The sequence below is a fragment of the Streptomyces sp. NPDC037273 genome, assembly GCF_055603625.1.
Map to the genome: position 1 here is coordinate 258,915 of NZ_JBVJVO010000003.1, position 22,764 is coordinate 281,678.

Here is a 22,764-nt window from a genome sequence, read left to right on the forward strand (position 1 = left end):
ATGGCGAACGCCCGCGCCGCCCTGCTCGACGCCGCGCTGGCCGCGCTCGCCCACCGGCCGTGGTCCGCGATCCGCATGGCCGACCTCGCCGCCGCCGCACGCGTCTCCCGGCAGACGCTCTACAACGAGTTCGGCAGCAAGGAGGGACTCGCCCGCGCGCTGGTACGGAGGGAGGCCGACGGCTATCTCCAGGGCGTCCGCACCCTGCTCGCCGCCCCGGCGCCGCCCGGCCGGAACGTCGTCGCCGTGGCCGAGTGGATCGTCGCCGAGGCCGCCGTGCGCCCGATACTGCGGGCCCTGCTCACCGGCGCCTGGGACGAGCGGCTGCCCGCGCCCCGGCCGGCCAGGCCCGGCGCCCGGCCCGCCCCCGTACCCGCGCAGCGGCGAGCCGACGCGGGACCGCCCGCGCCCGGCGAGCTCGTGGCGCAGACCGCGGCCTGTGCGGGGGAGCGGTGGGCCGCCGGCTGCGAACTCGCCGTACGGCTCGCGCTCAGCCATGTGGTGGCGCCGGTGCCGCCCGAGGGTCAGTGCGCCGAGCCGGAGAGCTGGAGCCCGATGACGCCGGCGATGACCAGGCTGATCGAGACGATCTTGAGCGTGGAGACCACGTCACCGAGGAAGACCATGCCGTAGATCGCCGTCCCGGCCGCGCCGATCCCCGTCCACACCGCGTACGCCGGGCCGACGTCCAGCTTCCGCAGCGCGAGGGTGAGGAGGCCGAAGCTGCCGAGCGCGAAGGCCGCGAAGGCGATCGTCGGCCACAGCCGGGTGAAACCGTGCGAGAGCTTCAGGCAGACCGCGAAGCCCGTCTCCAGGATCCCCGCGATCACCACCAGCAGCCACGCCATCGTCAGTGCCTCCCACGCCGTCGGTGACTGCTTCGTCGCACTTGGTGCGATTATGCCCTTATCCGCCGGCGCTCGGCCGTAAACGCCGGTGGCTCAGTCGCCCTCGCGTCGCTCCCTGGTCGCGAGCAGGCGCCGCAGCGACACGAGCCGCGCCGGATCGGCGTGCCCCTCCGCCACGTACGCGTCGAGCGCGCAGTCCGGCTCGTCGTGGCTGCACGCGCGCGGGCAGTTCTCCGTACCCGGCTCCAGGTCGGGGAAGGCGTGGATGACCCGGGACGGGTCGACGTGGTGCAGACCGAAGGAGCGCACGCCCGGCGTGTCGATGACCCAGCCGCCCTCCTTGTCGTTGAGCGGCAGGGCCAGCGCCGAGGTGGTGGTGTGCCGGCCGCGGCCGGTGACCGCGTTGACCACCCCGGTGGTACGCCGCCGCTCCGGCGGCACCAGGGCGTTCACCAGGGTCGTCTTGCCGACGCCGGAGTGGCCGACGAACGCGGTCGTCCGGCCCTTGAGGTGCTCGTGGACCCGCTCGGCGGCCACCCCGTCGACGAACTCGTCGCGGGTGGTCACCACGTACGGCACGCCGAGCGCCCCGTACATCTCCAGGAGCGAGTCCGGCGGCGCCAGGTCCGACTTGGTGAGCACGAGCAGCGGGGAGAGCCCCCCGTCGTAGGCGGCGACCAGACAGCGGTCGATCAGCCGGGGGCGCGGCTCCGGGTCGGCGAGCGCGGTGACGATCGCCAGCTGGTCGGCGTTGGCGACGACCACCCGCTCGAACGGGTCGTCGTCGTCGGCCGTGCGCCGCAGCACCGAGCTGCGCTCGCCGATCCGCACGATCCGGGCCAGGGTGTCCTTCTCGCCGGACAGGTCGCCGACGATCGAGACCCGGTCGCCGACCACGGCGGCCTTGCGGCCCAGCTCGCGCGCCTTCATGGCGGTCACGATCCGGTCGTCGACCAGACAGGTCAGCCGGCCGCGGTCGACGGTGAGGACCATGCCCTCGACGGCGTCCTCGTGCTTGGGCCGGATGGTGGTACGGGGACGGGTGCCCTTGCGGTTGGGCCGCTGGCGGATGTCGTCCTCGTCGGTGTGCTTGCCGTAACGCCGCATGGTCAGGCCCCGAGCATTTCGGTCCACATCCCGGGGAAGTCCGGCAAGGTCTTCGCCGTGGTCGCCACGTCCTCGATCAGCACGCCCTCGACCGCGAGGCCGATGATCGCGCCCGCCGTCGCCATCCGGTGGTCGTGGTACGTGTGGAAGACGCCGCCGTGCAGCGGGCGCGGGCGGATGTGGAGACCGTCCTCGGTCTCGGTCACGTCGCCGCCCAGCTCGTTGATCTCCTTGGTGAGCGCGGCGAGCCGGTCCGTCTCGTGCAGCCGCAGATGTGCCACGCCCCGCAGGGTGGAGGGGGAGTCGGCCAGGGCCGCGAGGGCCGCGATGCCCGGGGTCAGCTCGCCGACCTCGCCGAGGTCGACGTCGATGCCGTGGATCCGGCCGGTGCCGGTGAAGGTCAGGCCCTCGTCGGTCAGCTCGCAGGAGCCACCCATCTCGGTGAAGATCCGACGCAGCTCGTCGCCCGGCTGGGTGGTCCGGCGCGGCCAGTCGGGGATCGTCACCCGGCCGCCGGTCACGAGCGCCGCCGCCAGGAACGGCTGCGCGTTCGACAGGTCGGGCTCGACGACCAGGTCCCGGCCGCGGAGCGCGGAGGGCGCGACCCGCCACACGTCCGGCGCGCCGCCGTGCTCCGGCTCGTCGACCTTGGCGCCGACCGCGCGCAGCATGTCCACGGTCATCCGGATGTGCGGGAGCGAGGGGAGCCGGCCGCCCACGTGCCGTACCTCGACGCCCTGGTTGAAGCGGGGCGCGGACAGCAGCAGGGCGCTGACGAACTGGGAGGACGAGGAGGCGTCGATCTCGACCGTGCCGCCGTCCAGACCCCCGGCGCCGTGCACGGTCATCGGGAGCGCGCCCCGGCCGTCGTCGTCGATCCGGGCGCCGAGCGCGCGCAGCGCGTCGATCACGCCGTGCAGCGGGCGCTCGTGGGAGCGGCGGTCGCCGTCGAAGCGGACCGGGCCTTCGGCGAGCGCCGCGACCGGGGGCAGGAAGCGCATGACCGTGCCGGCGTTGCCGACGTCGACGCCGGCGGGGCCGCGCAGCGGCGAGGGGATGATCCGCCAGGCCTCACCAGAGCCGTCCGGGCCGACGCCCTCCTCGATCTTCACGCCGAGGGTACGGAGCCCCTCGGCCATCAGGAGGGTGTCGCGGGAGCGCAGCGGGCGGCGCAGCCAGCCGGGCTCGGAGGCGAGCGCGGCGAGCACCAGGGCCCGGTTGGTGACCGACTTCGATCCGGGCACGGTGACGGTCGCGTCGACGGCGCCGCTCGCGTGCGGGGCGGGCCAGAGGTCGGCGGGCGGGTCGGTGTGCGCGGAAGCTGCTGCGGTCATGTCCTCACTGTACGGGGGTGTCAGAACCGCAGGAGCCAGCGGCAGCCGCCGATCAGGCAGCAGATCGACACCGTGTGGAAGAAGAGGAGCCACACCCCGGCGGGCACGTGGGTGAGGCCCGCGAGCTGGTCCGCGTCGGAGTCGGGGGCGCCGCCGCGGCGCCGCTTCGCCTGGAGCTCGAAGGCCGGCCGGACGCCGCCGAGGAGCAGGAACCACACCACCGCGTAGGCGAAGGCCGACTGGACGTCGGGGCCGGTCAGCAGGGAGATCAGGAGGAAGGCGGCGCCCGTCAGGACGACGGTGAGGATCCCGTACGCGTTGCGGACCATCACCAGGAGGGCGAGGAGCAGGGCGGTCGCGGCCCACAGCAGCAGGGTGACGTGGCCGGTGCCGAGCAGGGCGGCGCCGCCGAGGCCGAGCAGCGGGGCCGCCGGGTATCCGGCGGCCAGGGTGAGGACGACGCCGACGCCGGTCGGACGGCCGCGGCTCACCGTCAGCCCGCTGGTGTCCGAGTGCAGCCGGATCGCTTCGAGCCGGCGGCCGGTGGCGACCGCGACGAGCCCGTGGCCGCCCTCGTGGGCGATCGTGATCGCGTTGCGGGCCGGCAGCCAGAGGGTGCGGAACGCGACCAGGGCCAGCGCGCAGGCGGCGGTGACGTAGACGATCCACAGGTCGGGAGCGGGCTGGGTGCCGAGGATCTCGGTCATTTCGCGGACGGCTCCTCGATGGGGTTCGGGATCGTGGCAGTGTGGCACGCATGTGCGGACGGTTTGCAGCGAGCCGGCGGCCCGAGGACCTCGTCGGGCTGTTCGGGGTGGAGACGGGGGTGCCGGCGGAGACCCTGGCCCCGGACTGGAACGTGGCGCCCACCAAGGACGTCTGGGTGGTCCTGGAGCGTGCTGTGAAAGACGCCGGATCCCCCCGTCCGGTTCGCCAGCTGCGCGCGCTGAAGTGGGGACTCGTGCCGTCCTGGGCGAAGTCGCCCGAGGGCGCCGCCCGGATGATCAACGCGCGGGCGGAGACCCTGCACGAGAAGCCCTCCTTCAAGAGCGCCTTCGCCTCCCGCCGCTGCATCCTGCCCGCCGACGGCTACTACGAGTGGGTGACCGGCGTGGACGAGCGGGACCTTGAGGTCGAGGGGAAGCGGAAGCGGGCGCGCAAGCAGCCGTACTTCGTGACCCCCGCCGACGGCTCGGTCTTCGCGATGGCCGGGCTCTACGAGTTCTGGCGGGACCCGACGATGCCCGCCGGGCATCCGAACGCCTGGTGGGTGACCTGCTCGGTGATCACCACCGAGGCCGAGACCGGGCCTCTGGGCGTCGCCCCGGCCGAGGGCCCCCGCTCGCTCCACGACATCCACCCCCGGATGCCGCTGATGCTGACCCCGGAGCGCTGGGACGCCTGGCTCGACCCGGCGCGCACGGACCCGGACGAGCTGCGGGGCCTGCTCGCGCCGCCACCGCAGGGCCTGATGCGGGCCTATCCCGTCGCCACCGCCGTCAGCAGCGTCCGCAACAACGGCCCCGAGCTGCTTGCGGAGCTGTCGGGCCCGGAGCTCGGCACGCTGTTCTGAGCGCCGCCCCCGGGCCGGTCGCGCGCGGCAGGATGGGGGCGTGACCAAGGACGTGACACAGTACGAGACCGTTTCCACCGACGCCGGCGAGGCCCGCGTCACCTGGCACGAGGCGACGAAGCCCTGGGCCGTCCTCGCCCTCGGCCACGGCGCCGGCGGCGGCATCGAGGCCCGCGACCTCCAGGCGCTCGCCGGCGCGCTCCCCGCGCGCGGGGTGACCGTCGCCCTCGTCGAACAGCCGTGGCGGGTCGCCGGCAAGAAGGTCGCCCCCGCGCCCAAGACCCTCGACACCGGCTGGCGCGGACTCTGGCCCGCCCTCGCGAAGCCGGGACTCCCGGTCGTCGCGGGCGGCCGCAGCGCCGGCGCCCGGGTCGCCTGCCGGACCGGGCGGGAGCTGGGCGCGCGGGCTGTCCTCGCGCTGAGCTTCCCGCTGCACCCGCCGGGCAAGCCGGAGCGGTCCCGCGCCGAGGAGCTCCTCGGCACCGGGCTGCCCACCCTGGTCGTCCAGGGCGGCAACGACCCCTTCGGTCGGCCCGAGGAGTACCCGGAAGGTCCGTACGGGCTGGTGGAGATCCCGTACGGGGACCACGGCTTCGCGCTCCCGAAGCGGGCGCCGCTCGGCCAGGAGGAGGCGCTCGGCCTCCTGGTGGACGGGGTCGCCGAGTGGATCGACGGACTCCGCTGACACACCGCCCGGAACCGGGAATGCGAAGCGGGGGGGCCGCTGTTGTTCGGTGCGTCGGTGTGAGAGCAAGGAAGAGGGAGTCCGTCGCATGGGTTCGACCATCTGCCCGGAGCGCGCGCAGGCCGCTGACCTCGACTGGACAGTGCTGCCCGCGCCCAAGGCGGCCCCTATTCGGGCGGCGGGCGGAGCGGTTCCTCGTCTATCCTCCGAAACGAGCGGGTCCGCCCTCGGGCTCGCCGCCGCGCTGGAGGAGGTGGGTCCGGTCACTGGGACCGACACAGGGACCGACGACGGCCCCGAGGAGACGACCGCTGAGCGCAACGCGCGCTTCGAGCGGGACGCCCTCGGATTCCTCGACCAGATGTACTCGGCCGCGCTGCGCATGACGCGCAACCCCGCGGACGCGGAGGACCTGGTGCAGGAGACCTACGCGAAGGCGTACGGATCCTTCCACCAGTTCCGTGAGGGCACGAACCTCAAGGCGTGGCTCTACCGGATCCTCACGAACACCTTCATCAACTCGTACCGCAAGAAGCAGCGCGAGCCCCAGCGCAGCGCCGCCGAGGAGATCGAGGACTGGCAGCTCGCCCGCGCCGAGTCGCACATGTCGACCGGGCTGCGCTCGGCGGAGTCGCAGGCCCTCGACCACCTGCCGGACTCGGACGTGAAGGAAGCGCTCCAGGCGATTCCCGAGGAGTTCCGCATCGCCGTCTATCTCGCCGATGTCGAGGGCTTTGCGTACAAGGAGATCGCGGACATCATGGGGACACCCATCGGTACGGTGATGTCCCGACTGCACCGGGGTCGCCGCCAGCTGCGCGGCATGCTCGAGGACTACGCCCGTGACCGCGGGCTCGTTCCCGCGGGCGCCGGTGAGTCGTCGAACGATCTGAAAGGCTCGGGCTCATGAGCTGCGGAGAGCCGCACGAGACGGACTGCTCTGAGGTCCTCGATCATCTCTACGAGTTCCTCGACAACGAGATGCCCGACACGGACTGCACCAAGTTCGAGGTGCACTTCGAGGAGTGCTCCCCGTGCCTGGAGAAGTACGGCCTCGAGCAGGCGGTGAAGAAGCTCGTCAAGCGCTGCTGCGGCAGTGACGACGTGCCCACCGACCTGCGCGCCAAGGTCATGGGCCGGATCGACCTGATCCGCGCCGGGCACCTGGTGCCGGAGCAGGACATCACGGCGAGCGCTCCGGCGACGCCGGCCCCGCAGGAGTAGCACCCTCCCGTGCGGGGACGAAGGCCGCCGGGGCATGCTCACGGCGGCCTTACGCATATATCAGCTTGTATCACCCGATGGTGCGAATCGCCTGTACCCGGCCGTACGACGCCGTTCGACTCGCTAGCGTGACAGCCGTGATGGGCGTGAAGGTCATTCCGCGAGCGGCACGCGTGTACATCGGCTGCGCCCTGCTCGCCGCCGGAGCCTCCGCGCTGCCCGCGCTGCGGCCCGGCGCGGGCGTCCCCTGGGGGACGGTCGCGCTCCTCGCCGCCCTGTACGCGCTCTGCGAGCTGCCCGCCCGCTGCCGGCTCATCGGCCGCGCGCTCGGCGGCTCCGTCCCCGCCGGCACCGGCTCCTTCTTCCCCGTACTCCTCGCCGCCGCACTGCTGCTGCCACCCGCCGCCGCGGTGCTCACCGCGCTGCCCGGCAGCCTCCTCGCCCGCGTCGACGAGCCGCCCGTCGCACCCCGCCGCGCCTGGCGGGCCGCCTCCACCGCCCTCGCCGTCTGGGCCGCCGCCGTCACCGCCGGCGCCCTCGGCGGGCCGGCCGCCCTCGGCCGCGGCGCGGCCGCCCCCGACCTGCCGTACGCGCTGCTGCCCGCGAGCGCCGCCGCGCTCGCCTTCTGCCTCGTCCTCACCGCCCTCGACGGCGGCATCCGGGCCACCGCGGACGCCCTGCCGCTCCGCTCCGCCTGGCGCGGCCCGCTCGGCCGGGCGGTCGCCCCGCACCTCGTGCACGGGCTCGCCGGACTGATGATGGCCGTCCTCTGGCGCAGCACCTACGGACCCGTCGCCGCCCTCTTCGTGATGCTCCCGATGTACATCTCCTGCTGGGTCTTCGCCCAGTACCACCGCGAGCGCGCCGCCCACCAGGCCACCATCCGCGCCCTCGTGCAGGCCGTCGACATCAAGGACCGCTACACCCGCGGCCACAGCGAACGGGTCGGCCACGCCTCGGTCCTGATCGCCCGTGAACTCGGACTCGCCGAGGAGCGCCTGGACGTCGTCCGCTTCGCCGGCATCCTGCACGACGTCGGCAAACTCGGCGTGCCCACCCGGGTCCTCCGCAAGGACGGGCCCCTCACCCCCGAGGAGCGCCGGGTCATCGAACTGCACCCGGAGTACGGCCACGAGATGGTCCGCGGCATCGGCTTCCTCGGCGAGGCACGGGACGCGATCCTCCACCACCACGAACGCATGGACGGCAGCGGCTACCCGTACGGCCTGAGCGGTGAGCAGATTCCCGAATTCGCCCGGGTGGTCGCCGTCGCCGACGCCTTCGACGCCATGACCTCCACCCGCTCCTACAGCAGGGCCCGCCCGGTGCCCACGGCCGTCGCCGAACTGGAGCGGTGCGCCGGCACCCACTTCGACCCCCGGATGGTCGCCGCCCTCGTCAGCGCCCTCGACCGGCACGGCTGGCAGCCCGCCGTCACCGCCGACGAGGCACCCCAGCCCGACCGGGTGCCGCCGCCCCGCGACGAGGCCGCCCCCGCCGCCGACCGCCCCAAGGAGCGCGCGTGAGACCGGGAACCGTCACCGTCGGCACCCTGTACGGGGCGGCGGCGCTGCTCAGCCTCGCCGGCCTCGGCTCCACCCTCTGGTACGGCGTCGACGAACCCGGCAACGCCCTCGCCTTCGGCACCCTCATCGTCCTCGGCGAGCTCGCCCGCTGGGGCGCCGCCCCCGGGCCCGGCTCCGCCGCGGGAGAGACCGGGGAACGGGAACCCGCCCCGCTGGCCGCCGCCGGAGCCCTCGCGTACGCCCTGCTCGGACAGAGCGCCGGCGGCGTCACCACGCACGGCGTCCTCCAGATCGTCGCCGTCGTCGTCGCCGCCGGGCTCGCCGGGATCGTCCCCCACCTGGCCCGCGGCCACGGACCCGGCCTCGACCACCTCGCCCGCCGCGTCCTCACCGTCGGCTTCGCCGCCCTCTGCTTCCAGCCCCTCTACAACTCGGGGGCCGTCGTCGAGTACCTCGGCCAGGGCCCCTGGTACGCCCTGTTCCTGCTGCTCCTGCTCGTCCTCACCGCCCTGTGCGACGCGGTGCTCGCCGCCCTGGTGCTCCGCGCCCGCACGGGATTCCCGTACGGCCCCCTCCTCCGCGACGAACTGCGCGCGCTCCTCGGCATCGGCTCCGCCGTCTGCGCCACCGGAGCCGTCATGGCCCTCGGCGTGGCGGGCGCGGGCCTGTGGGCGCTGCCCGTGCTCGCCGTGCCCCTGCTGCTCACCCAGGTCTCCTTCCGGCGGTACGCGGCCGTGCGGACCGTCAACCGGCAGACCATCGCCTCCCTGGCCCGCGCCACCGAGATCGCCGGCTGCACCCCGCCCGGGCACGCCCGCCGGGTGGCCGCGCTCAGCACCGCCGTCGGGCGCGAGCTGGGCCTCTCCGGGCCCGAGCTGACCGTCCTCGAGCACGCGGCGCTCATGCACGACATCGGACAGCTCTCCCTCGTCGACCCGGTCGAGGGCGGAGCCACCGCCCTGCTGCCCGCCGAGGAACAGCGCAGGATCGCCCTCCTGGGCGGCGAGGTGGTCCGCATGACCGGCGTAGCCGCCTCCGTCGCCGTGATCGTCGAGCGGCAGGCCGACCCCTACCGCGAGCAGCCGGTGCCCGCCCGGATCGTCCGCGCGGTCAACGCCTACGACGACCTCGCCGGCGACGGGGCGGGCGCGGCCCTGGACGCGCTCGAACGCCTCAGGCTCGGCACCGCCCGCGACTATCACCCGGATGTCGTCGAATGCCTGGCCAGGGTCCTGGCGCGAGGTGGAGCCGCTGGGGTGACCTCCGTCCCTCTGGGGTAACCCATGGGTAATGAGCGCGCCTCCGACCGGGCATGGTTGGATGCGAACAAGAGGGTGAAGCGACCGGCAGGCGGGAATCGTGAAGATCTTCGGGAAGGTACGGCATCGGCCCTCCGCCTCGTGGCGGCAGGCCACCGACCGGGCGTTCACGCTGATCGGCGACGGCCGGTACGAGGACGCGGGCGCCCTTCTGACGCGTGCGGCGGATCTGGAGCCCTGGCTCTCCGAGTCCTGGTTCAACCTGGCGCTGCTGCACAAGTTCCGGCACGACTGGGAGCAGGCCAGGGCCGCCGGGCTGCGCGCGGTCGCGCTGCTCGACAAGGAGTCCGGCGCCCCCGACTGGTGGAACGTCGGCATCGCCGCCACCGCGCTCCAGGACTGGCCGCTGGCCCGCCGCGCCTGGCAGGCCTACGGCCTCAAGGTGCCGGGGGCCGCCGCGGGCACCGGCGAGCCCGCCGGCATGGAGCTGGGCAGCGCCGCCGTCCGGCTCTCGCCCGAGGGCGAGGCCGAGGTCGTGTGGGGCCGCAGGCTCGACCCGGCCCGGATCGAGGTCCTCTCCATCCCGCTGCCGTCCTCCGGGCGCCGCTGGGGCGAGGTCGTGCTCCACGACGGTGTGCCGAACGGCGAGCGGACCACCACCGCCGGCCCCTCCTACCCCGTCTTCGACGAGATCGAGCTGTGGGCGCCGTCCCCCGTCCCCACCTGGGTGGTCCTCCTGGAGGCCGCCACCGAGGCCGACCGGGACGCCCTGGAGCAGCTCGCCGCCGAGGCGGGCTTCGCCGCCGAGGACTGGTCGTCGTCCGTGCGGCTGCTCTGCCGCGCCTGTTCGGAGTCGACGATGCCGAGCGCCGAGGGCGAGGGCGAGCACTCCGACCCGCACGACCACAGCGAGCCGGGCCATCCAGGACCGCTCGGCCACCGCTCGCCCGGCGAGCTGTGGGTGCCGGAGCGCGAGTGCGGCATCGCGGCCCCCGCGGGCCTGGTCCGCGGGCTCCTCGACGGCTGGGTGGCGGACAGTCCGGACAGCCGTGAGTGGCGGGATCTGGAAGAGGTCTGCTGAGCCTGCCCTTAGGCTGTACAGGACCATCGACTGGGGTTCTGAGGAAGGCGTGCGGCGGAATGGCGCAGCAGGAGACTGACGAGCAGATCAACGACGGGTTCGTCGTCGACACGGAGGACTGCGAGGCGCGCGAGCTCGCGTACCGCGAGCGCGGCACCGCGCGTCCGATCACGGTGGTCGGCAACCCGGTCCTCCACAAGGAGTGCAAGGACGTCACCGAGTTCGACGACGAGCTCGCGAAGCTCATCGACGACATGTTCGCCAGCCAGAAGGCCGCCGAGGGCGTGGGCCTGGCCGCGAACCAGATCGGCGTCGACCTCAAGGTCTTCGTCTACGACTGCCCCGACGACGAGGGCGTCCGCCACACCGGCGTCGTCGTCAACCCGGTCCTCCAGGAGCTCCCGGCCGACCTGCGCGTCCTGGACGAGTCCAACGAGGGCTGCCTCTCGGTGCCGACCGCCTACGCCGAGCTGGCCCGCCCCGACTACGCGGAGGTCCACGGCCAGGACGCCCAGGGCAACCCGATCAAGGTCCGCGGCACCGGCTACTTCGCCCGCTGCCTCCAGCACGAGACGGACCACCTGTACGGCTACCTGTACATCGACCGCCTCTCCAAGCGCGACCGCAAGGACGCCCTGAAGCAGATGGCGGAGGGCACCCCCCGCTACGAGACGGTGCCGAACGCCTGATCTCGCCTTCTCGCGCTCACGGCGCGGTGGCCGGCCCAGCCGACCGCCGCGCCGATCGCGTACCAGAACAGGTCCGGCGCGTTGAACGACGTGCCGAACACCAGCCGCGCCAGGGTGCTGTGCGCGGCCATCGAGGCCGGCAGGCCGGTCAGCTGGAACAACTCCACGGCGCAGCTGAACCCGAGGGCGATCCCCGCCGCGAGCAGGGGCCGCGTCCGGGGCGCGACCAGCACCACCAGGGCCGCGATCAGCACCGTGTAGAGCGCGTCCCCCGCGTATTTGGCGATCTCTCCGGACGCCACGGATCTGGTCCCCAGGCCCGCCGCCACCGTCGCCAGGGCCGCGGCTCCGGCCAGGACACGCATCCGTACGAGATCACCCATGCCGGTGAGCCTATGCGGAAGTGGCCTGTGAGGAAGGGGCCTACGAGGAAGGGCCCCGCACTCGTCGAGTGCGGGGCCCTTCCTCGTACAGCGGAGACCTAGAAGTCCTCGTCCAGGTCCACCGAGCCCTCGACGGCCACCTGGTAGGCGGACGGGCGGCGCTCGAAGAAGTTGGTGAGCTCCTGGACGCCCTGGAGCTCCATGAAGGAGAAGGGGTTCTCGGAGCCGAAGACCGGGGCGAAGCCGAGGCGCTGGAGGCGCTGGTCGGCGACGCACTGGAGGTACTCGCGCATGGACTCGGTGTTCATGCCCGGCAGGCCGTCGCCGCACAGGTCACGGCCGAACTGGAGCTCCGCCTCGACGGCCTCCTTCAGCATGTCCGTGACCTGCTGCTGGAGTTCGGCGTCGAAGAGCTCGGGCTCCTCCTTGCGGACGGTGTCGACGACCTCGAACGCGAAGTTCATGTGCATGGTCTCGTCGCGGAACACCCAGTTGGTGCCGGTCGCCAGGCCGTGCAGCAGGCCGCGGGACCGGAACCAGTACACGTACGCGAAGGCGCCGTAGAAGAACAGGCCCTCGATGCAGGCGGCGAAGCAGATCAGGTTCAGCAGGAAGCGGCGGCGGTCGGAGGCCGTCTCCAGCCGGTCGATCTTCTCGACCGAGTCCATCCACTTGAAGCAGAACTGCGCCTTCTCGCGGATGGAGGGGATGTTCTCGACGGCGTCGAACGCGGCGGCGCGGTCGTCCGGGTCGGGCAGGTAGGTGTCCAGGAGGGTCAGGTAGAACTGGACGTGGACCGCTTCCTCGAAGAGCTGACGGCTCAGGTACAGCCGCGCCTCCGGGGAGTTGATGTGCTTGTAGAGCGTCAGGACCAGGTTGTTCGCGACGATCGAGTCGCCCGTCGCGAAGAACGCGACCAGACGGCCGATCATGTGCTGCTCGGCCGGGGTCAGCTTGGCGAGGTCGGCGACGTCGGAGTGGAGGTCGACCTCCTCCACCGTCCAGGTGTTCTTGATCGCGTCCCGGTAGCGCTCGTAGAAGTCCGGGTAGCGCATGGGGCGGAGAGTCAGCTCGAAGCCAGGGTCGAGCAGGTTCTTCTTCTCGTTGGTGCTCATTACTGGCAGGCCTCGCAGGACTCGGGGTTCTCAAGGGAGCAGGCGAGCGCGTCGGCGTCGAGGACCGCCTGCTGGACGGGGATGGGGGCGGCGGCCGTGGTGGACGCCTGGGCGGCGCGGGCGATCCGGGTCGCCGGGCGCGAGCGCAGGTAGTACGTCGTCTTCAGTCCCTGCTTCCAGGCGTACGCGTACATCGACGACAGCTTGCCGATCGTCGGCGTCTCCAGGAACAGGTTCAGCGACTGCGACTGGTCCAGGAACGGCGTACGGGCGGCGGCCATGTCGATCAGGCCGCGCTGCGGGATCTCCCAGGCCGTGCGGTACAGCTCGCGCGTCTCGGCCGGGATCCAGGTGAAGCCGGCGACCGAACCGCTGGAGTCGCGCAGCGCGTCCCGGGTCTGCGCGTCCCACACGCCGAGCTTCTTCAGCTCGTCGACGAGGTACGAGTTGACCTGGAGGAACTCGCCGGAGAGCGTCTCGCGCTTGAACAGGTTGGAGACCTGCGGCTCGATGCACTCGTAGACGCCCGCGATCGAGGCGATGGTCGCCGTCGGCGCGATCGCCAGGAGCAGCGAGTTGCGCATGCCGACCGCGGCGACCCGCTCGCGCAGGGCGGCCCAGCGCTCCGGCCAGTTCAGCTCGACGTCGTAGTGGTCCGGGTGCAGGACGCCGCGGGCCGTGCGGGTCTTCTCCCAGGCGGGGAGCGGGCCGTTGCGCTCGGCGAGGTCGGCGGAGGCCTCGTAGGCGGCGAGCATGATCCGCTCGGCGATACGGGTGGACAGCGCGCGCGCCTCGGCGGAGTCGAACGGCAGCTTCAGCTGGAAGAAGACGTCCTGGAGACCCATGGCGCCCAGGCCGACCGGACGCCAGCGGGCGTTGGAGTTGCCGGCCTGCTCGGTCGGGTAGAAGTTGATGTCGACGACCCGGTCGAGGAAGGTGACGGCCGTGCGGACGGTCTCGTCCAGGCGGTCCCAGTCGATGTCCGAACCCACGACGAACGAGCCGAGGTTGACCGAGCCGAGGTTGCAGACCGCGGTCTCGCCGTCGTTCGTGACCTCGATGATCTCGGTGCAGAGGTTCGAGGAGTGCACGACCGAGCCCGGCTCGGCGGTCTGGTTGGCCGTGCGGTTCGAGGCGTCCTTGAAGGTCATCCAGCCGTTGCCGGTCTGCGCCAGGGTCCGCATCATGCGGCCGTACAGGTCGCGGGCCGGCATCGACTTGCGGGCCAGGCCCTTGGCCTCGGCGGCGCGGTAGGCGGCGTCGAACTCGTCGCCCCACAGGTCGACGAGCTCGGGCACGTCCGAGGGGGAGAACAGCGACCAGTCGGCGTCCGCGTTGACCCGGCGCATGAACTCGTCCGGGATCCAGTGCGCCAGGTTCAGGTTGTGCGTACGGCGCTGGTCCTCGCCCGTGTTGTCGCGGAGCTCAAGGAACTCCTCGATGTCGGCGTGCCAGGTCTCCAGGTAGACCGCGGCGGCGCCCTTGCGGCGGCCGCCCTGGTTCACGGCGGCGACGGAGGCGTCGAGGGTCTTCAGGAACGGGACGATGCCGTTCGAGTGGCCGTTGGTGCCGCGGATCAGCGAACCGCGGGCGCGGATGCGGGAGTAGGACAGCCCGATGCCGCCGGCGTGCTTCGAGAGGCGCGCGACCTGGTGGTAGCGGTCGTAGATGGAGTCCAGCTCGTCCTGGGGGGAGTCCAGGAGGTAGCAGGAGGACATCTGCGGGTGGCGGGTGCCCGAGTTGAAGAGCGTGGGGGAGGAGGGCAGGTAGTCCAGGCGGCTCATCAGGCCGTAGAGGGCCGCCACCTCGTCGAGCGCGCGGACGCTCTCGTCCTCCGCGAGGCCGCAGGCCACCCGGAGCATGAAGTGCTGGGGGGTCTCGATCACCTTGCGGGTGATCGGGTGGCGCAGCAGGTAGCGCGAGTAGAGGGTGCGCAGACCGAAGTAGCCGAAGCGGTCGTCGCCGGCGGCGTCGATCGTGGCGTCGAGGCGGTCGGCGTGCAGCGCGACGAAGTCGGCGGTGCGGTCGGCGATCAGGCCCTCGCGGTGACCGACGGCCACGGAGGCGGAGAAGGAGACCGCGCCCTGGCCGGCCGCCTCGTCGGCGATGGTGAGGGTCAGGAGCCGGGCGGCGAGCCGGGAGTACGCCGGGTCCTCGGCGATCAGGCCCGCGGCCGCCTCGGTGGCCAGCTCGCGCAGTTCCGCCTCGTCCGACGCGGCGCTGCGGCCGCGCAGCGCGGCGGCGGCGACCTTGCCGGGGTCGGTGTCGGGGAGATCGGCGGTGAGATCGGTCAGGGTCCGCAGCAGTACGGTGCCGGGTCCGTCGCTCTCGATCTCCGTGGCCGGATCGGCGGGCGCGATGGTCACGTGGGGGCTCTCCCTCGCTCGGCTCCTGGCCGCGGGCGGGGGAAGGCGGGCGAGGCATCCGTACGCGCGGATGCGCCGCGTCCACCGGCCCACTCCGCGAGGCCCGGACGTCAGTGACACCCGGAACGGACGGACCGGGTGCGCCGCCGGCAGGTCCTCGGACTCGCTCCGTACGAAACCGCACGAAGCACACCGTTGCGGGACAGTTCCGGATTCGCGCCGGATTTCCCTGCGTCGACAGCGAGGATGAGCATACATGTGGGGGGCGCCGCTGACGGCACCCCCCACATGTTGTGTCGGTCCGGGGGCTACAGCTCCAGGGCGTAGGTCCGCAGGGAGTGCTCGGGGATCGGCTGCCAGTCCCGTTCCGGCGTGCGGACGAAGCCCATCCGCTCGTAGATCCGGTGCGCCGAGACCATCTTGGCGTCCGTGGAGAGCACCAGGCGGGCGCAGTCGGGAAGGGCCCGCGCCCGGTCCGCACAGGCCCGTACGAGCGCCTCTCCGACGCCCCTGCCGCGGGCCTCCGGCGCGACCACGAGCATCCGGAACTCGGCCTCGCCGGGGACGGCGATGTCCGCCCAGGTGGTGCCGCCGGGGGCGAAGGTCACCCCGCCGATGATCCGGCCGTCCGCGTCGGCGGCGACCAGGACCTCGCTCTCGCGCGCCCGGCGCTCCGTGTCGCGCAGTACGGCCAGGTAGAAATCGTCCTCGCCGTGCAGCAGCAGCCCGTCGTTCAGATACGTGAAGCCGGTGAGGTCGCCGAGCTCCTCGTACTCCTCGGGCCGTACCGCCCTGATCGTGAAGTCCATGACGCCAGTCTGCCCCGGCGGCGCGCGAAGGGGCCCGGGGATTTCCCCCGGGCCCCCGCCGTGCCTACGGGTCAGTGCGCGCCGGCGCCGACCTTCGGGGCCGCGGTGCGGGAGACGGCGTCGCCCGCGTCGGCCGTGTAGTCCTCGGGGGAGGTCTCGTCGATGCCCTCGGGGGCCTTGAGGGCCTTGAGGACGAAGGTCAGGACGACCGTGACGACGACGTTGAGGACGAAGGCGGTGAGACCGATGTAGCCGATCTCGCCGATGCCGGGGATCTCGGCGGCCGAGCCGCCGAAGTGCTTCTGGGTCGGGCTGGCGACGCCGTACGCGGCCGCCGTGCCGTAGACCATGCCGACGGCCCAGCCGGCGAGCAGCGCCCAGCGGTGGAACCAGCGGGTGAACAGACCGCCGACCAGGGCCGGGAAGGTCTGCAGGATCCAGATGCCGCCGAGCAGCTGGAAGTTGATCGCGACCGTCTTGTCCATGGTGAGGACGAAGACCAGCGCGCCGACCTTCACCAGGAGCGAGACCAGCTTGGAGACCTTGGTCTCCTGCGCCGGGGTCGCGTCCTTCTTGATGAAGTCCTTGTAGATGTTCCTGGTGAAGAGGTTGGCCGCGGCGATCGACATGATCGCGGCCGGGACGAGCGCGCCGATGCCGATCGCGGCGAACGCGACGCCCGCGAACCAGGCCGGGAACATGGTCTCGAACAGCTGCGGGATGGCGAGCTGGCCGTTCTTCACCTTGATGCCGGCGGCGATCGCCATGAAACCGAGCAGCGCGAGCAGGCCCAGCATCAGCGAGTACAGCGGCAGGATCGTGGTGTTGCGGCGGATGACCTCACGGCTCCGGGACGACAGGGTCGCCGTGATGGAGTGCGGGTACATGAACAGCGCGAGCGCCGAGCCGAGCGCCAGCGTCGCGTACGTCCACTGGCCTGCCTCACCGGGGACGAGGGCGCCACGCGGCTTGCCGGTCGCCGGGTTGGTCTGCGCGTACGCCTCGCCGGCCTTGGCGAAGATCTCGTCGAAGCCGCCCAGCTTGATCGGGATGTAGATGATCGCCACCGCGATGACGATGTAGATCAGGGTGTCCTTGACGAAGGCGATGAGCGCCGGGGCGCGCAGACCCGAGGAGTACGTGTAGGCCGCGAGCACACCGAAGGCGAGCAGCAGCGGCAGGTCCTTGACGAACCAGTGGGTGTTCTCCCCGCCGCCGACGCCCATCACGTCCAGGACGGCCTGGATGCCGACGAGCTGGAGCGCGATGTACGGCATCGTGGCGAGGATGCCGGTGACCGCGACCGCGAGCGAGAGGCCCTTGGAACCGAAGCGGCCGCGCACGAAGTCGGAGGTGGTGACGTAGCCGTGCTTGTGCGAGACCGACCAGAGGCGCGGCAGGAAGGTGAAGATCAGCGGGTACACCAGGATCGTGTACGGCACGGCGAAGAAGCCGGCCGCGCCCGCCGCGTAGATGGCCGCCGGGACGGCGACGAAGGTGTACGCGGTGTAGAGGTCGCCGCCGAGCAGGAACCAGGTCACCCAGGTGCCGAACGACCGGCCGCCGAGGCCCCATTCGTCGAGGCTGTGCTCGTTCTCGGCCTTGCGCCAGCGCGCGGCCAGGAAGCCCATGACCGTGACGGCCAGGAAGAAGAAGACGAAGACGCCGAGCGCCACGCCGTTCACGCCGTCGTTCATCGCGCGTCACCCCCCTTGCGGGCACGCTGGTCCCGCTGCCACAGCTTGTACGCGACCATGGTGAGCGCGGTGGATATCAGCACCCAGAGCATCTGGTACCAGTAGAAGAACGGGATGCCGGCGAAGAGCGGTTCGACCTTCGCGTACGAACTCACCCAGAGCATCGCCACGAACGGGGCGAACAGGCAGAGCCCGATCACCACCCTCACTGGCGTGATGGCCGGTTGTTTCCCTTGTGTCGCTTCTGACATGGCGATTCCGTCCCCTCACTGATCACCTCGGTAATGCTGGGGAAATCTAGGGGACGGTTTCTTTGCTGGGAACCCCTGTCCGCATAACGGAACCGCATTTTCAGAGCCAGCCTTCCTTGGCCGCCCGCACGCCCGCCTCGAAACGACTGCGCGCCCCCAGCCGGTTCATCAGCTCCGAGCTCATCCGGCGGACCGTCCGCAGCGAGATCCCGAGCCGCCTGGCCGCCACGTCGTCGGTGCAGCCGATGCCGAGGAGCAGCAGCAACTCCCGCTCCTGCGGCGAGAGATCGTGCTCGTCGCGGCGCGGGGCCTCGCCGAACGGGGTGCCCGACTCCCACAGCCGGTCGAAGAGCACCACGAGCGCGTGGACCAGGCCGGGGCTGCGCACTTCGAGGGCGCCGGCGCGTCCGTCGCGCGGGTCGACCGGGACGAGCGCGGCCTCGCGGTCGACGATCACCATGAGCATCGGGACGACGGGGACGGTCCGGGCCTCGCCGCCGAGGTCGCGGTACCAGCGGACGTAGTCGACGGTCGGCGGGTCGTTGCGCAGGCTCTCCTGGTAGATCGACCTGATCCGCACCCCGCGTTCCAGGGCCAGTTGGTCGAGGGGGCGGCTCGCGTCCATCGTGTCGGGGAGCTGGGCCCCGCCGGTGAGCAGCGAGAGGCATTCGGTGCGGGCGTTGGCGGCCAGGTCCTCCAGGCGTTCGCGGACCCGGTCGAGGCCGGTGATGCGGTCCACGACGTCGTGCCGGACGCCGGTTCCGGGGCCGTCGCCGTACGCGGCGAGGATGTCGGCCACGGTACGGCCGGCCTGCTCGAACCGGCGTCTGTTCCTGCCCAGTTCGGCCTCGGCGCGGGCGAGCAGGAAGGAGAAGCCGACGTCCGGGGTGAGGGGTTCGGCGGTGCCGGAGGGGTCGTCGAGGCGGACGAGCCCGAGCGCGGCGAGGCGGGTGAGCTCTTCGCGCACCTCGGGTTCGGGGCGGCCGAGGGTGGCCGCGAGCTCCGCGGTGGCGGACCGGGGCCGTTCCAGGAGCAGCCGGTAGACGGCCTCCGCCGGCTTCTCTATGCCGAGTGCTTCCAGCATCCGGTGTTTCCCCCTCGTCGCCGGCCGTGCCGCGAGCGATCGTAGAGGGGGAGAACCAGTCAGGTCTAGACCAATGAGCTTGTCCTGCCGGTCAGTCGGCCCGGTCGAGCCGCCGCCTGAGCTCCTCGTCGAGCCGTACGCCCACCGCGTCCAGCGACTCGTCGAGCTGCTCCACCGAGCTCGCCCCGATCACCGGCAGGACCGGAAGCCTCCCGCCCAGCGCCCAGGCGAGCACGACCTGGTTCGCGGTCAGCCCCAGTTCCTTCGCCACCTCGGCGAGCACCGCGAGACGCCGCCCCGAACCCTCGTGCCGGTACTGCTCCGGCACCTCCTTGCGCGGATCGGTGTACGCGCCGGACAGCTGGGTCGTATACGCCACGAGGCCCAGCTCGGGCCGGGTGCCCAGATAGTCGAGCAGCTCGTCCGAGGCGTGCGGGTTCACCCCGAACTCCGCCCCGGGGCGCGGCCGCAGATAGGTGTACCGCTGCTGCACCGCCGCGTAGTCCGGCACGCCGGCGGCCACCGCCGCACCCCGCGACTCCTCGATCCGCCAGGCCGCGAAGTTGGAGCAGCCGGCCCGGCCGATCTTCCCGGCCGCCACCAGCTCGCCGAAGGCGCCCATGGTCTCCGCGACGGGCGTCGAGCGGTCGTCGATGTGGGCGTAGTAGAGGTCGATCCGGTCCGTGCCCAGGTTGCGCAGGCTCTCCTCCACCTGGCGGCGGATCACCGGCGCGGAGAGGCCCTCCGCGCACTCGGGCCAGGCGGATCCGGGCGGGTCGGGCAGCGCGCCGACCTTGGTGGCGAGCACCATCTCGTCCCGTACGCCCCTGCTGCGCAGCCAGCGGCCGATGACCAGTTCGCTCTCGGCGCCGGTCGCGCCGGGCTCCCAGAAGGCGTAGGTGTTCGCGGTGTCGATGAACGTGCCGCCGGCCTCGTGGAAGCGGTCCAGGACGGCGAAGGCCGCGGCCTCGTCGATCCGGGTGCCGAACGGCAGGGTGCCCAGGCAGAGGGCGCTCACTCGCGGGCCCGACGGGCCCCCGAGGGTGGTGTACTCCATGGTTCTCTCCTCGTGTGCGGGGCTCAAGGCTCGCGCCGTGGAGCCCGCGCTGTCATCGAGGAGGGGGTGGCAGCCTCCGCCCGGTCACTTGGTGCCGCCGTCCCGGACGCCGGGGGCGGCGGGGTGACCTGCGGTGCGGCGGAGGTGTCACGTTCCTGCCGGGCGGAAGGTGCCAGGGGCCCGGATCAGCCGTTGGGGCGCTGGAGGCGGGCGACGAACTTGTAGCGGTCGCCGCGGTAGACCGAGCGGACCCACTCCACGGGCTCGCCCTGGCCGTCGAGGGAGTGGCGGGAGAGCATCAGCATCGGCAGGCCGACGTCGGTGCCGAGCAGGCCGGCCTCGCGCGGGGTGGCGAGGGAGGTCTCGATGGTCTCCTCGGCCTCGGCGAGGTGCACGTCGTACACCTCGGCGAGCGCGGTGTAGAGAGAGGTGTACTTCACCAGGGACCGGCGCAGCGCGGGGAAGCGCTTGGCCGAGAGGTGGGTGGTCTCGATGGCCATCGGCTCGCCGCTCGCGAGGCGCAGCCGCTCGATGCGCAGGACGCGGCCGCCGGTGGAGATGTCGAGCAGGCCGGCGAGGGTGTCGTCGGCGGTGACGTACCCGATGTCGAGCAGCTGGGAGGTCGGCTCCAGGCCCTGGGCCCGCATGTCCTCCGTGTACGAGGTGAGTTGCAGGGCCTGGGAGACCTTGGGCTTCGCGACGAAGGTGCCCTTGCCCTGGATGCGCTCCAGGCGCCCCTCGACGACCAGCTCCTGGAGGGCCTGGCGCACGGTGGTGCGCGAGGTGTCGAACTCGGCGGCGAGGGTGCGCTCCGGCGGCACCGGCGTACCGGGCGGGAGGGTCTCCGTCATGTCGAGGAGGTGGCGCTTCAGCCGGTAGTACTTGGGCACGCGCGCGGTGCGGGTGACCGCCCCGCCCTCTGTCTCTGTGCCCCCCGCGTCCGTGGCCATGGCCTGCCTTCCCGACTCCTGTGCTGCTGCCGTCACCGGCTCCTCCGTCTGTCGCGGCTCACATGGTGGCACGCTTCGTGTGCCCTCACCGTTTCTCCTGCCGATATGTGCCGGTTCGGCGAGGAGGAGTCGTTCCCTGCCTCTTATACACCGAGGAGTCCCTCGTTGGTCTAGGCCATTCAGGCCGAGAGGTGCGGGTCTCTTTCAGGGTCCTCCACCCGCCGCCGGGGGGCGCGCCGGGGGTGAGGTGTCGGTCCGATAACGGACGCCACTACCCGTCTTACACACTCTTGACACCCCAAAAGGTCTAGGCCAAGCTCCGGGTACTGGTCTAAACCATTAAAGACCAGGTCCCAGCCCCACGAGCACTACCCGACGTATGTCTTCGCGCGGTGGGCAGGGGTTGCAGGCATCCCTGAGGAGGGTGGCGTGAAGCGCAAGCTCATCGCGGCGATCGGCGTCGCGGGCATGATGGTTTCGATCGCGGCGTGTGGCGGCTCCGACAAGTCCGGAGACAACGCGGGCGGAGACGCCAAGGAGCTCACCGTCTGGCTGACGGTCGACGCCCAGAACAACTGGCCCGAGCTGGTCAAGGCCGCCGACGACGCGGTGACCAAGAAGCACCCGGGCATCAAGATCAAGCACGAGTACTACGGCTGGCCGGACAAGAACACCAAGCTCGACGCGGTGCTCGCCACGGACAAGGCCCCGGATGTTGTCGAAATGGGCAACACCGAGATGATCAGCTACATGGTGAAGGGTGCCTTCGCCGAGGTCGACGCGTCGAAGTTCGAGAACTCCGACAAGTGGCTCGACGCCCTCAAGGACTCGGTCACCTACAACGGCAAGACCTACGGTGTCCCCTACTACGCCGGTGGCCGTGTCGGCACCTGGCGCAAGGACGTCGCCGCCGAGGCGGGCGTCAAGGCCGCCCCGAAGACCTGGGCCGAGCTGACCGCCGCCCTGGACGCCATCCAGAAGAAGAAGGGCGACAAGTTCAGCGCCTGGTACCAGCCGTCGCCCGACTGGTACGCCGCGATGTCCTTCGTCTTCGACGCGGGCGGCTCCATCGCCAAGCAGGACGGCGAGAACTGGAAGTCGAACCTCTCCTCGCCCGAGTCCCTCAAGGGCCTCACCGAGTACAAGAACATCCTCGACAAGTACATGCACGGCGACAAGACGAAGGACGAGTCCGACCGTCCCGTCGTCTTCGGCCAGGGCAAGTCCGCCACGATCTTCGCCGCCGGCTGGGAGGGCGCCACCGCCGCCGACCCGAAGTCCGACAAGGTCGGCGGGCTGAAGGACAAGCTCGAGAACTTCGTGATGCCCGGCCCGTCCGGCAAGCCGCTCCCGGTCTTCCTCGGCGGCTCCGACCTGGCCATCCCGGTCAAGTCCAAGGCGCAGGGCGTCGCCGGCGAGTGGATCGCCGCCTTCACCGGCGCCGAGGGCCAGAAGGGCCTCGTCGCCAAGGGCAACCTGCCGAACAACAAGGCGGACCTCGCCCCGCTGAAGGCCGACCCGGCCACGACCGTCGCGGCCACCGCCGCCGAGTCGAGCTACTTCGTCCCGACCGCTCCGGGCTGGGGCCAGGTCGAGAAGGCCCAGATCCTCAAGACGATGCTCATCGACATCGCCAAGGGCAAGTCCGTGGAGGAGGCCGCCAAGGCCGCCGACACCGCGATCGACAAGGTCATCAACACCAAGTGACCTATGGGCAGGGCCCCGT

23 protein-coding genes and 1 riboswitch are annotated in these 22,764 nt (G+C 71.9%); of the genes, 10 read left to right on the forward strand and 13 right to left on the reverse strand.

Features of this window, described 5'->3' with window-relative positions; genetic code table 11:
- Nucleotides 1-633 (forward strand): TetR/AcrR family transcriptional regulator, encoded by a 633-nt coding sequence (locus ACZ7G1_RS10485; RefSeq protein WP_470872781.1) that lies wholly within the window; start codon nucleotides 1-3, stop codon nucleotides 631-633.
- Here ACZ7G1_RS10485 and ACZ7G1_RS10490 read toward each other — a convergent pair.
- The 4 genes from ACZ7G1_RS10490 to ACZ7G1_RS10505 form a co-directional block, all read right to left on the reverse strand.
- On the reverse strand, nucleotides 525-848 hold the full coding sequence (locus ACZ7G1_RS10490) for a DMT family transporter (RefSeq protein ID WP_017236286.1): 324 nt from the start codon (nucleotides 846-848) through the stop codon (nucleotides 525-527). The two genes, ACZ7G1_RS10485 and ACZ7G1_RS10490, sit on opposite strands and share 109 nt — an antisense overlap.
- A 93-nt stretch (nucleotides 849-941) precedes the next feature.
- Complete coding sequence (gene rsgA, locus ACZ7G1_RS10495) at nucleotides 942-1,955, reverse strand: ribosome small subunit-dependent GTPase A (protein ID WP_470872488.1); 1,014 nt, start codon at nucleotides 1,953-1,955, stop codon at nucleotides 942-944.
- 2 nt (nucleotides 1,956-1,957) lie between these two features.
- On the reverse strand, nucleotides 1,958-3,289 hold the full coding sequence (gene aroA, locus ACZ7G1_RS10500; RefSeq protein ID WP_470872487.1) for a 3-phosphoshikimate 1-carboxyvinyltransferase: 1,332 nt from the start codon (nucleotides 3,287-3,289) through the stop codon (nucleotides 1,958-1,960).
- Between the two features lie 20 nt (nucleotides 3,290-3,309).
- Nucleotides 3,310-3,996 carry a M50 family metallopeptidase gene (locus tag ACZ7G1_RS10505; protein WP_470872486.1) on the reverse strand — a complete coding sequence of 229 codons (687 nt, stop codon included), beginning with the start codon at nucleotides 3,994-3,996 and terminating at the stop codon, nucleotides 3,310-3,312.
- A gap of 50 nt (nucleotides 3,997-4,046) precedes the next feature.
- Between ACZ7G1_RS10505 and ACZ7G1_RS10510 the strand changes: the two genes are divergently transcribed.
- The 8 genes from ACZ7G1_RS10510 (at nucleotide 4,047) to def (ending at nucleotide 11,326) form a co-directional block, all read left to right on the forward strand.
- Nucleotides 4,047-4,862: an SOS response-associated peptidase gene (locus ACZ7G1_RS10510; RefSeq protein WP_470872779.1), complete on the forward strand. Its 816-nt coding sequence runs from the start codon at nucleotides 4,047-4,049 to the stop codon at nucleotides 4,860-4,862.
- Between the two features lie 40 nt (nucleotides 4,863-4,902).
- The gene (locus ACZ7G1_RS10515) at nucleotides 4,903-5,547 is read left to right on the forward strand and encodes an alpha/beta hydrolase family protein (RefSeq protein ID WP_470872485.1); all 645 of its coding nucleotides are present in this window, start codon (nucleotides 4,903-4,905) and stop codon (nucleotides 5,545-5,547) included.
- A gap of 253 nt (nucleotides 5,548-5,800) precedes the next feature.
- Complete coding sequence (locus ACZ7G1_RS10520; protein ID WP_055641410.1) at nucleotides 5,801-6,457, forward strand: sigma-70 family RNA polymerase sigma factor; 657 nt, start codon at nucleotides 5,801-5,803, stop codon at nucleotides 6,455-6,457.
- The gene (gene rsrA, locus ACZ7G1_RS10525) at nucleotides 6,454-6,771 is read left to right on the forward strand and encodes a mycothiol system anti-sigma-R factor (RefSeq protein ID WP_470872484.1); all 318 of its coding nucleotides are present in this window, start codon (nucleotides 6,454-6,456) and stop codon (nucleotides 6,769-6,771) included. Before ACZ7G1_RS10520 ends, rsrA begins: the two co-directional genes overlap by 4 nt.
- Nucleotides 6,772-6,917: 146 nt before the next feature.
- Nucleotides 6,918-8,297, forward strand: a complete 1,380-nt coding sequence (locus ACZ7G1_RS10530; RefSeq protein WP_470872777.1) for an HD-GYP domain-containing protein — start codon at nucleotides 6,918-6,920, stop codon at nucleotides 8,295-8,297.
- Nucleotides 8,294-9,577 carry an HD-GYP domain-containing protein gene (locus ACZ7G1_RS10535; RefSeq protein ID WP_470872482.1) on the forward strand — a complete coding sequence of 428 codons (1,284 nt, stop codon included), beginning with the start codon at nucleotides 8,294-8,296 and terminating at the stop codon, nucleotides 9,575-9,577. The genes ACZ7G1_RS10530 and ACZ7G1_RS10535 overlap by 4 nt, the downstream gene beginning before the upstream one ends.
- A 79-nt stretch (nucleotides 9,578-9,656) precedes the next feature.
- Nucleotides 9,657-10,637, forward strand: coding sequence for a tetratricopeptide repeat protein (locus ACZ7G1_RS10540; RefSeq protein ID WP_055600922.1), 981 nt, complete (start codon nucleotides 9,657-9,659; stop codon nucleotides 10,635-10,637).
- Nucleotides 10,638-10,696: 59 nt separating this feature from the next.
- Nucleotides 10,697-11,326 (forward strand): peptide deformylase, encoded by a 630-nt coding sequence (gene def / locus ACZ7G1_RS10545; RefSeq protein ID WP_470872480.1) that lies wholly within the window; start codon nucleotides 10,697-10,699, stop codon nucleotides 11,324-11,326.
- On the opposite strand, the gene ACZ7G1_RS10550 is transcribed toward def, so the two are convergent.
- The 9 genes from ACZ7G1_RS10550 to ACZ7G1_RS10590 form a co-directional block, all read right to left on the reverse strand.
- Entirely contained in the window at nucleotides 11,302-11,709 is a 408-nt protein-coding gene (locus ACZ7G1_RS10550; RefSeq protein WP_470872478.1) for a ribosomal maturation YjgA family protein, read from the reverse strand. The genes def and ACZ7G1_RS10550 overlap by 25 nt on opposite strands.
- 98 nt (nucleotides 11,710-11,807) lie before the next feature.
- The gene (locus tag ACZ7G1_RS10555) at nucleotides 11,808-12,824 is read right to left on the reverse strand and encodes a ribonucleotide-diphosphate reductase subunit beta (protein ID WP_470872477.1); all 1,017 of its coding nucleotides are present in this window, start codon (nucleotides 12,822-12,824) and stop codon (nucleotides 11,808-11,810) included.
- A complete protein-coding gene (locus ACZ7G1_RS10560) occupies nucleotides 12,824-15,190 on the reverse strand; it encodes a ribonucleoside-diphosphate reductase subunit alpha (RefSeq protein ID WP_470872475.1) in 2,367 nt (788 codons plus the stop codon). The genes ACZ7G1_RS10555 and ACZ7G1_RS10560 overlap by 1 nt, the downstream gene beginning before the upstream one ends.
- A gap of 131 nt (nucleotides 15,191-15,321) precedes the next feature.
- Nucleotides 15,322-15,481: riboswitch (cobalamin riboswitch) on the reverse strand.
- A gap of 17 nt (nucleotides 15,482-15,498) precedes the next feature.
- Nucleotides 15,499-15,999, reverse strand: a complete 501-nt coding sequence (locus ACZ7G1_RS10565) for a GNAT family N-acetyltransferase (protein WP_470872473.1) — start codon at nucleotides 15,997-15,999, stop codon at nucleotides 15,499-15,501.
- A gap of 71 nt (nucleotides 16,000-16,070) precedes the next feature.
- Nucleotides 16,071-17,696 (reverse strand): monocarboxylate uptake permease MctP, encoded by a 1,626-nt coding sequence (gene mctP, locus ACZ7G1_RS10570; RefSeq protein ID WP_470872472.1) that lies wholly within the window; start codon nucleotides 17,694-17,696, stop codon nucleotides 16,071-16,073.
- Nucleotides 17,693-17,947, reverse strand: coding sequence for a DUF3311 domain-containing protein (locus ACZ7G1_RS10575; RefSeq protein WP_470872470.1), 255 nt, complete (start codon nucleotides 17,945-17,947; stop codon nucleotides 17,693-17,695). Before ACZ7G1_RS10575 ends, mctP begins: the two co-directional genes overlap by 4 nt.
- Before the next feature lie 100 nt (nucleotides 17,948-18,047).
- Nucleotides 18,048-19,031, reverse strand: coding sequence for a LuxR C-terminal-related transcriptional regulator (locus ACZ7G1_RS10580; RefSeq protein WP_470872468.1), 984 nt, complete (start codon nucleotides 19,029-19,031; stop codon nucleotides 18,048-18,050).
- A 91-nt stretch (nucleotides 19,032-19,122) separates the two neighbouring features.
- Nucleotides 19,123-20,088, reverse strand: a complete 966-nt coding sequence (locus tag ACZ7G1_RS10585) for an aldo/keto reductase (protein ID WP_470872466.1) — start codon at nucleotides 20,086-20,088, stop codon at nucleotides 19,123-19,125.
- 185 nt (nucleotides 20,089-20,273) lie between these two features.
- Nucleotides 20,274-21,038, reverse strand: coding sequence for a GntR family transcriptional regulator (locus ACZ7G1_RS10590; protein WP_033201233.1), 765 nt, complete (start codon nucleotides 21,036-21,038; stop codon nucleotides 20,274-20,276).
- A 429-nt stretch (nucleotides 21,039-21,467) separates the two neighbouring features.
- On the opposite strand from ACZ7G1_RS10590, the gene ACZ7G1_RS10595 reads away from it, so the two are divergent.
- Entirely contained in the window at nucleotides 21,468-22,745 is a 1,278-nt protein-coding gene (locus ACZ7G1_RS10595; protein ID WP_470872465.1) for an extracellular solute-binding protein, read from the forward strand.
- The last annotated feature ends 19 nt before the right edge of the window (nucleotides 22,746-22,764 follow it).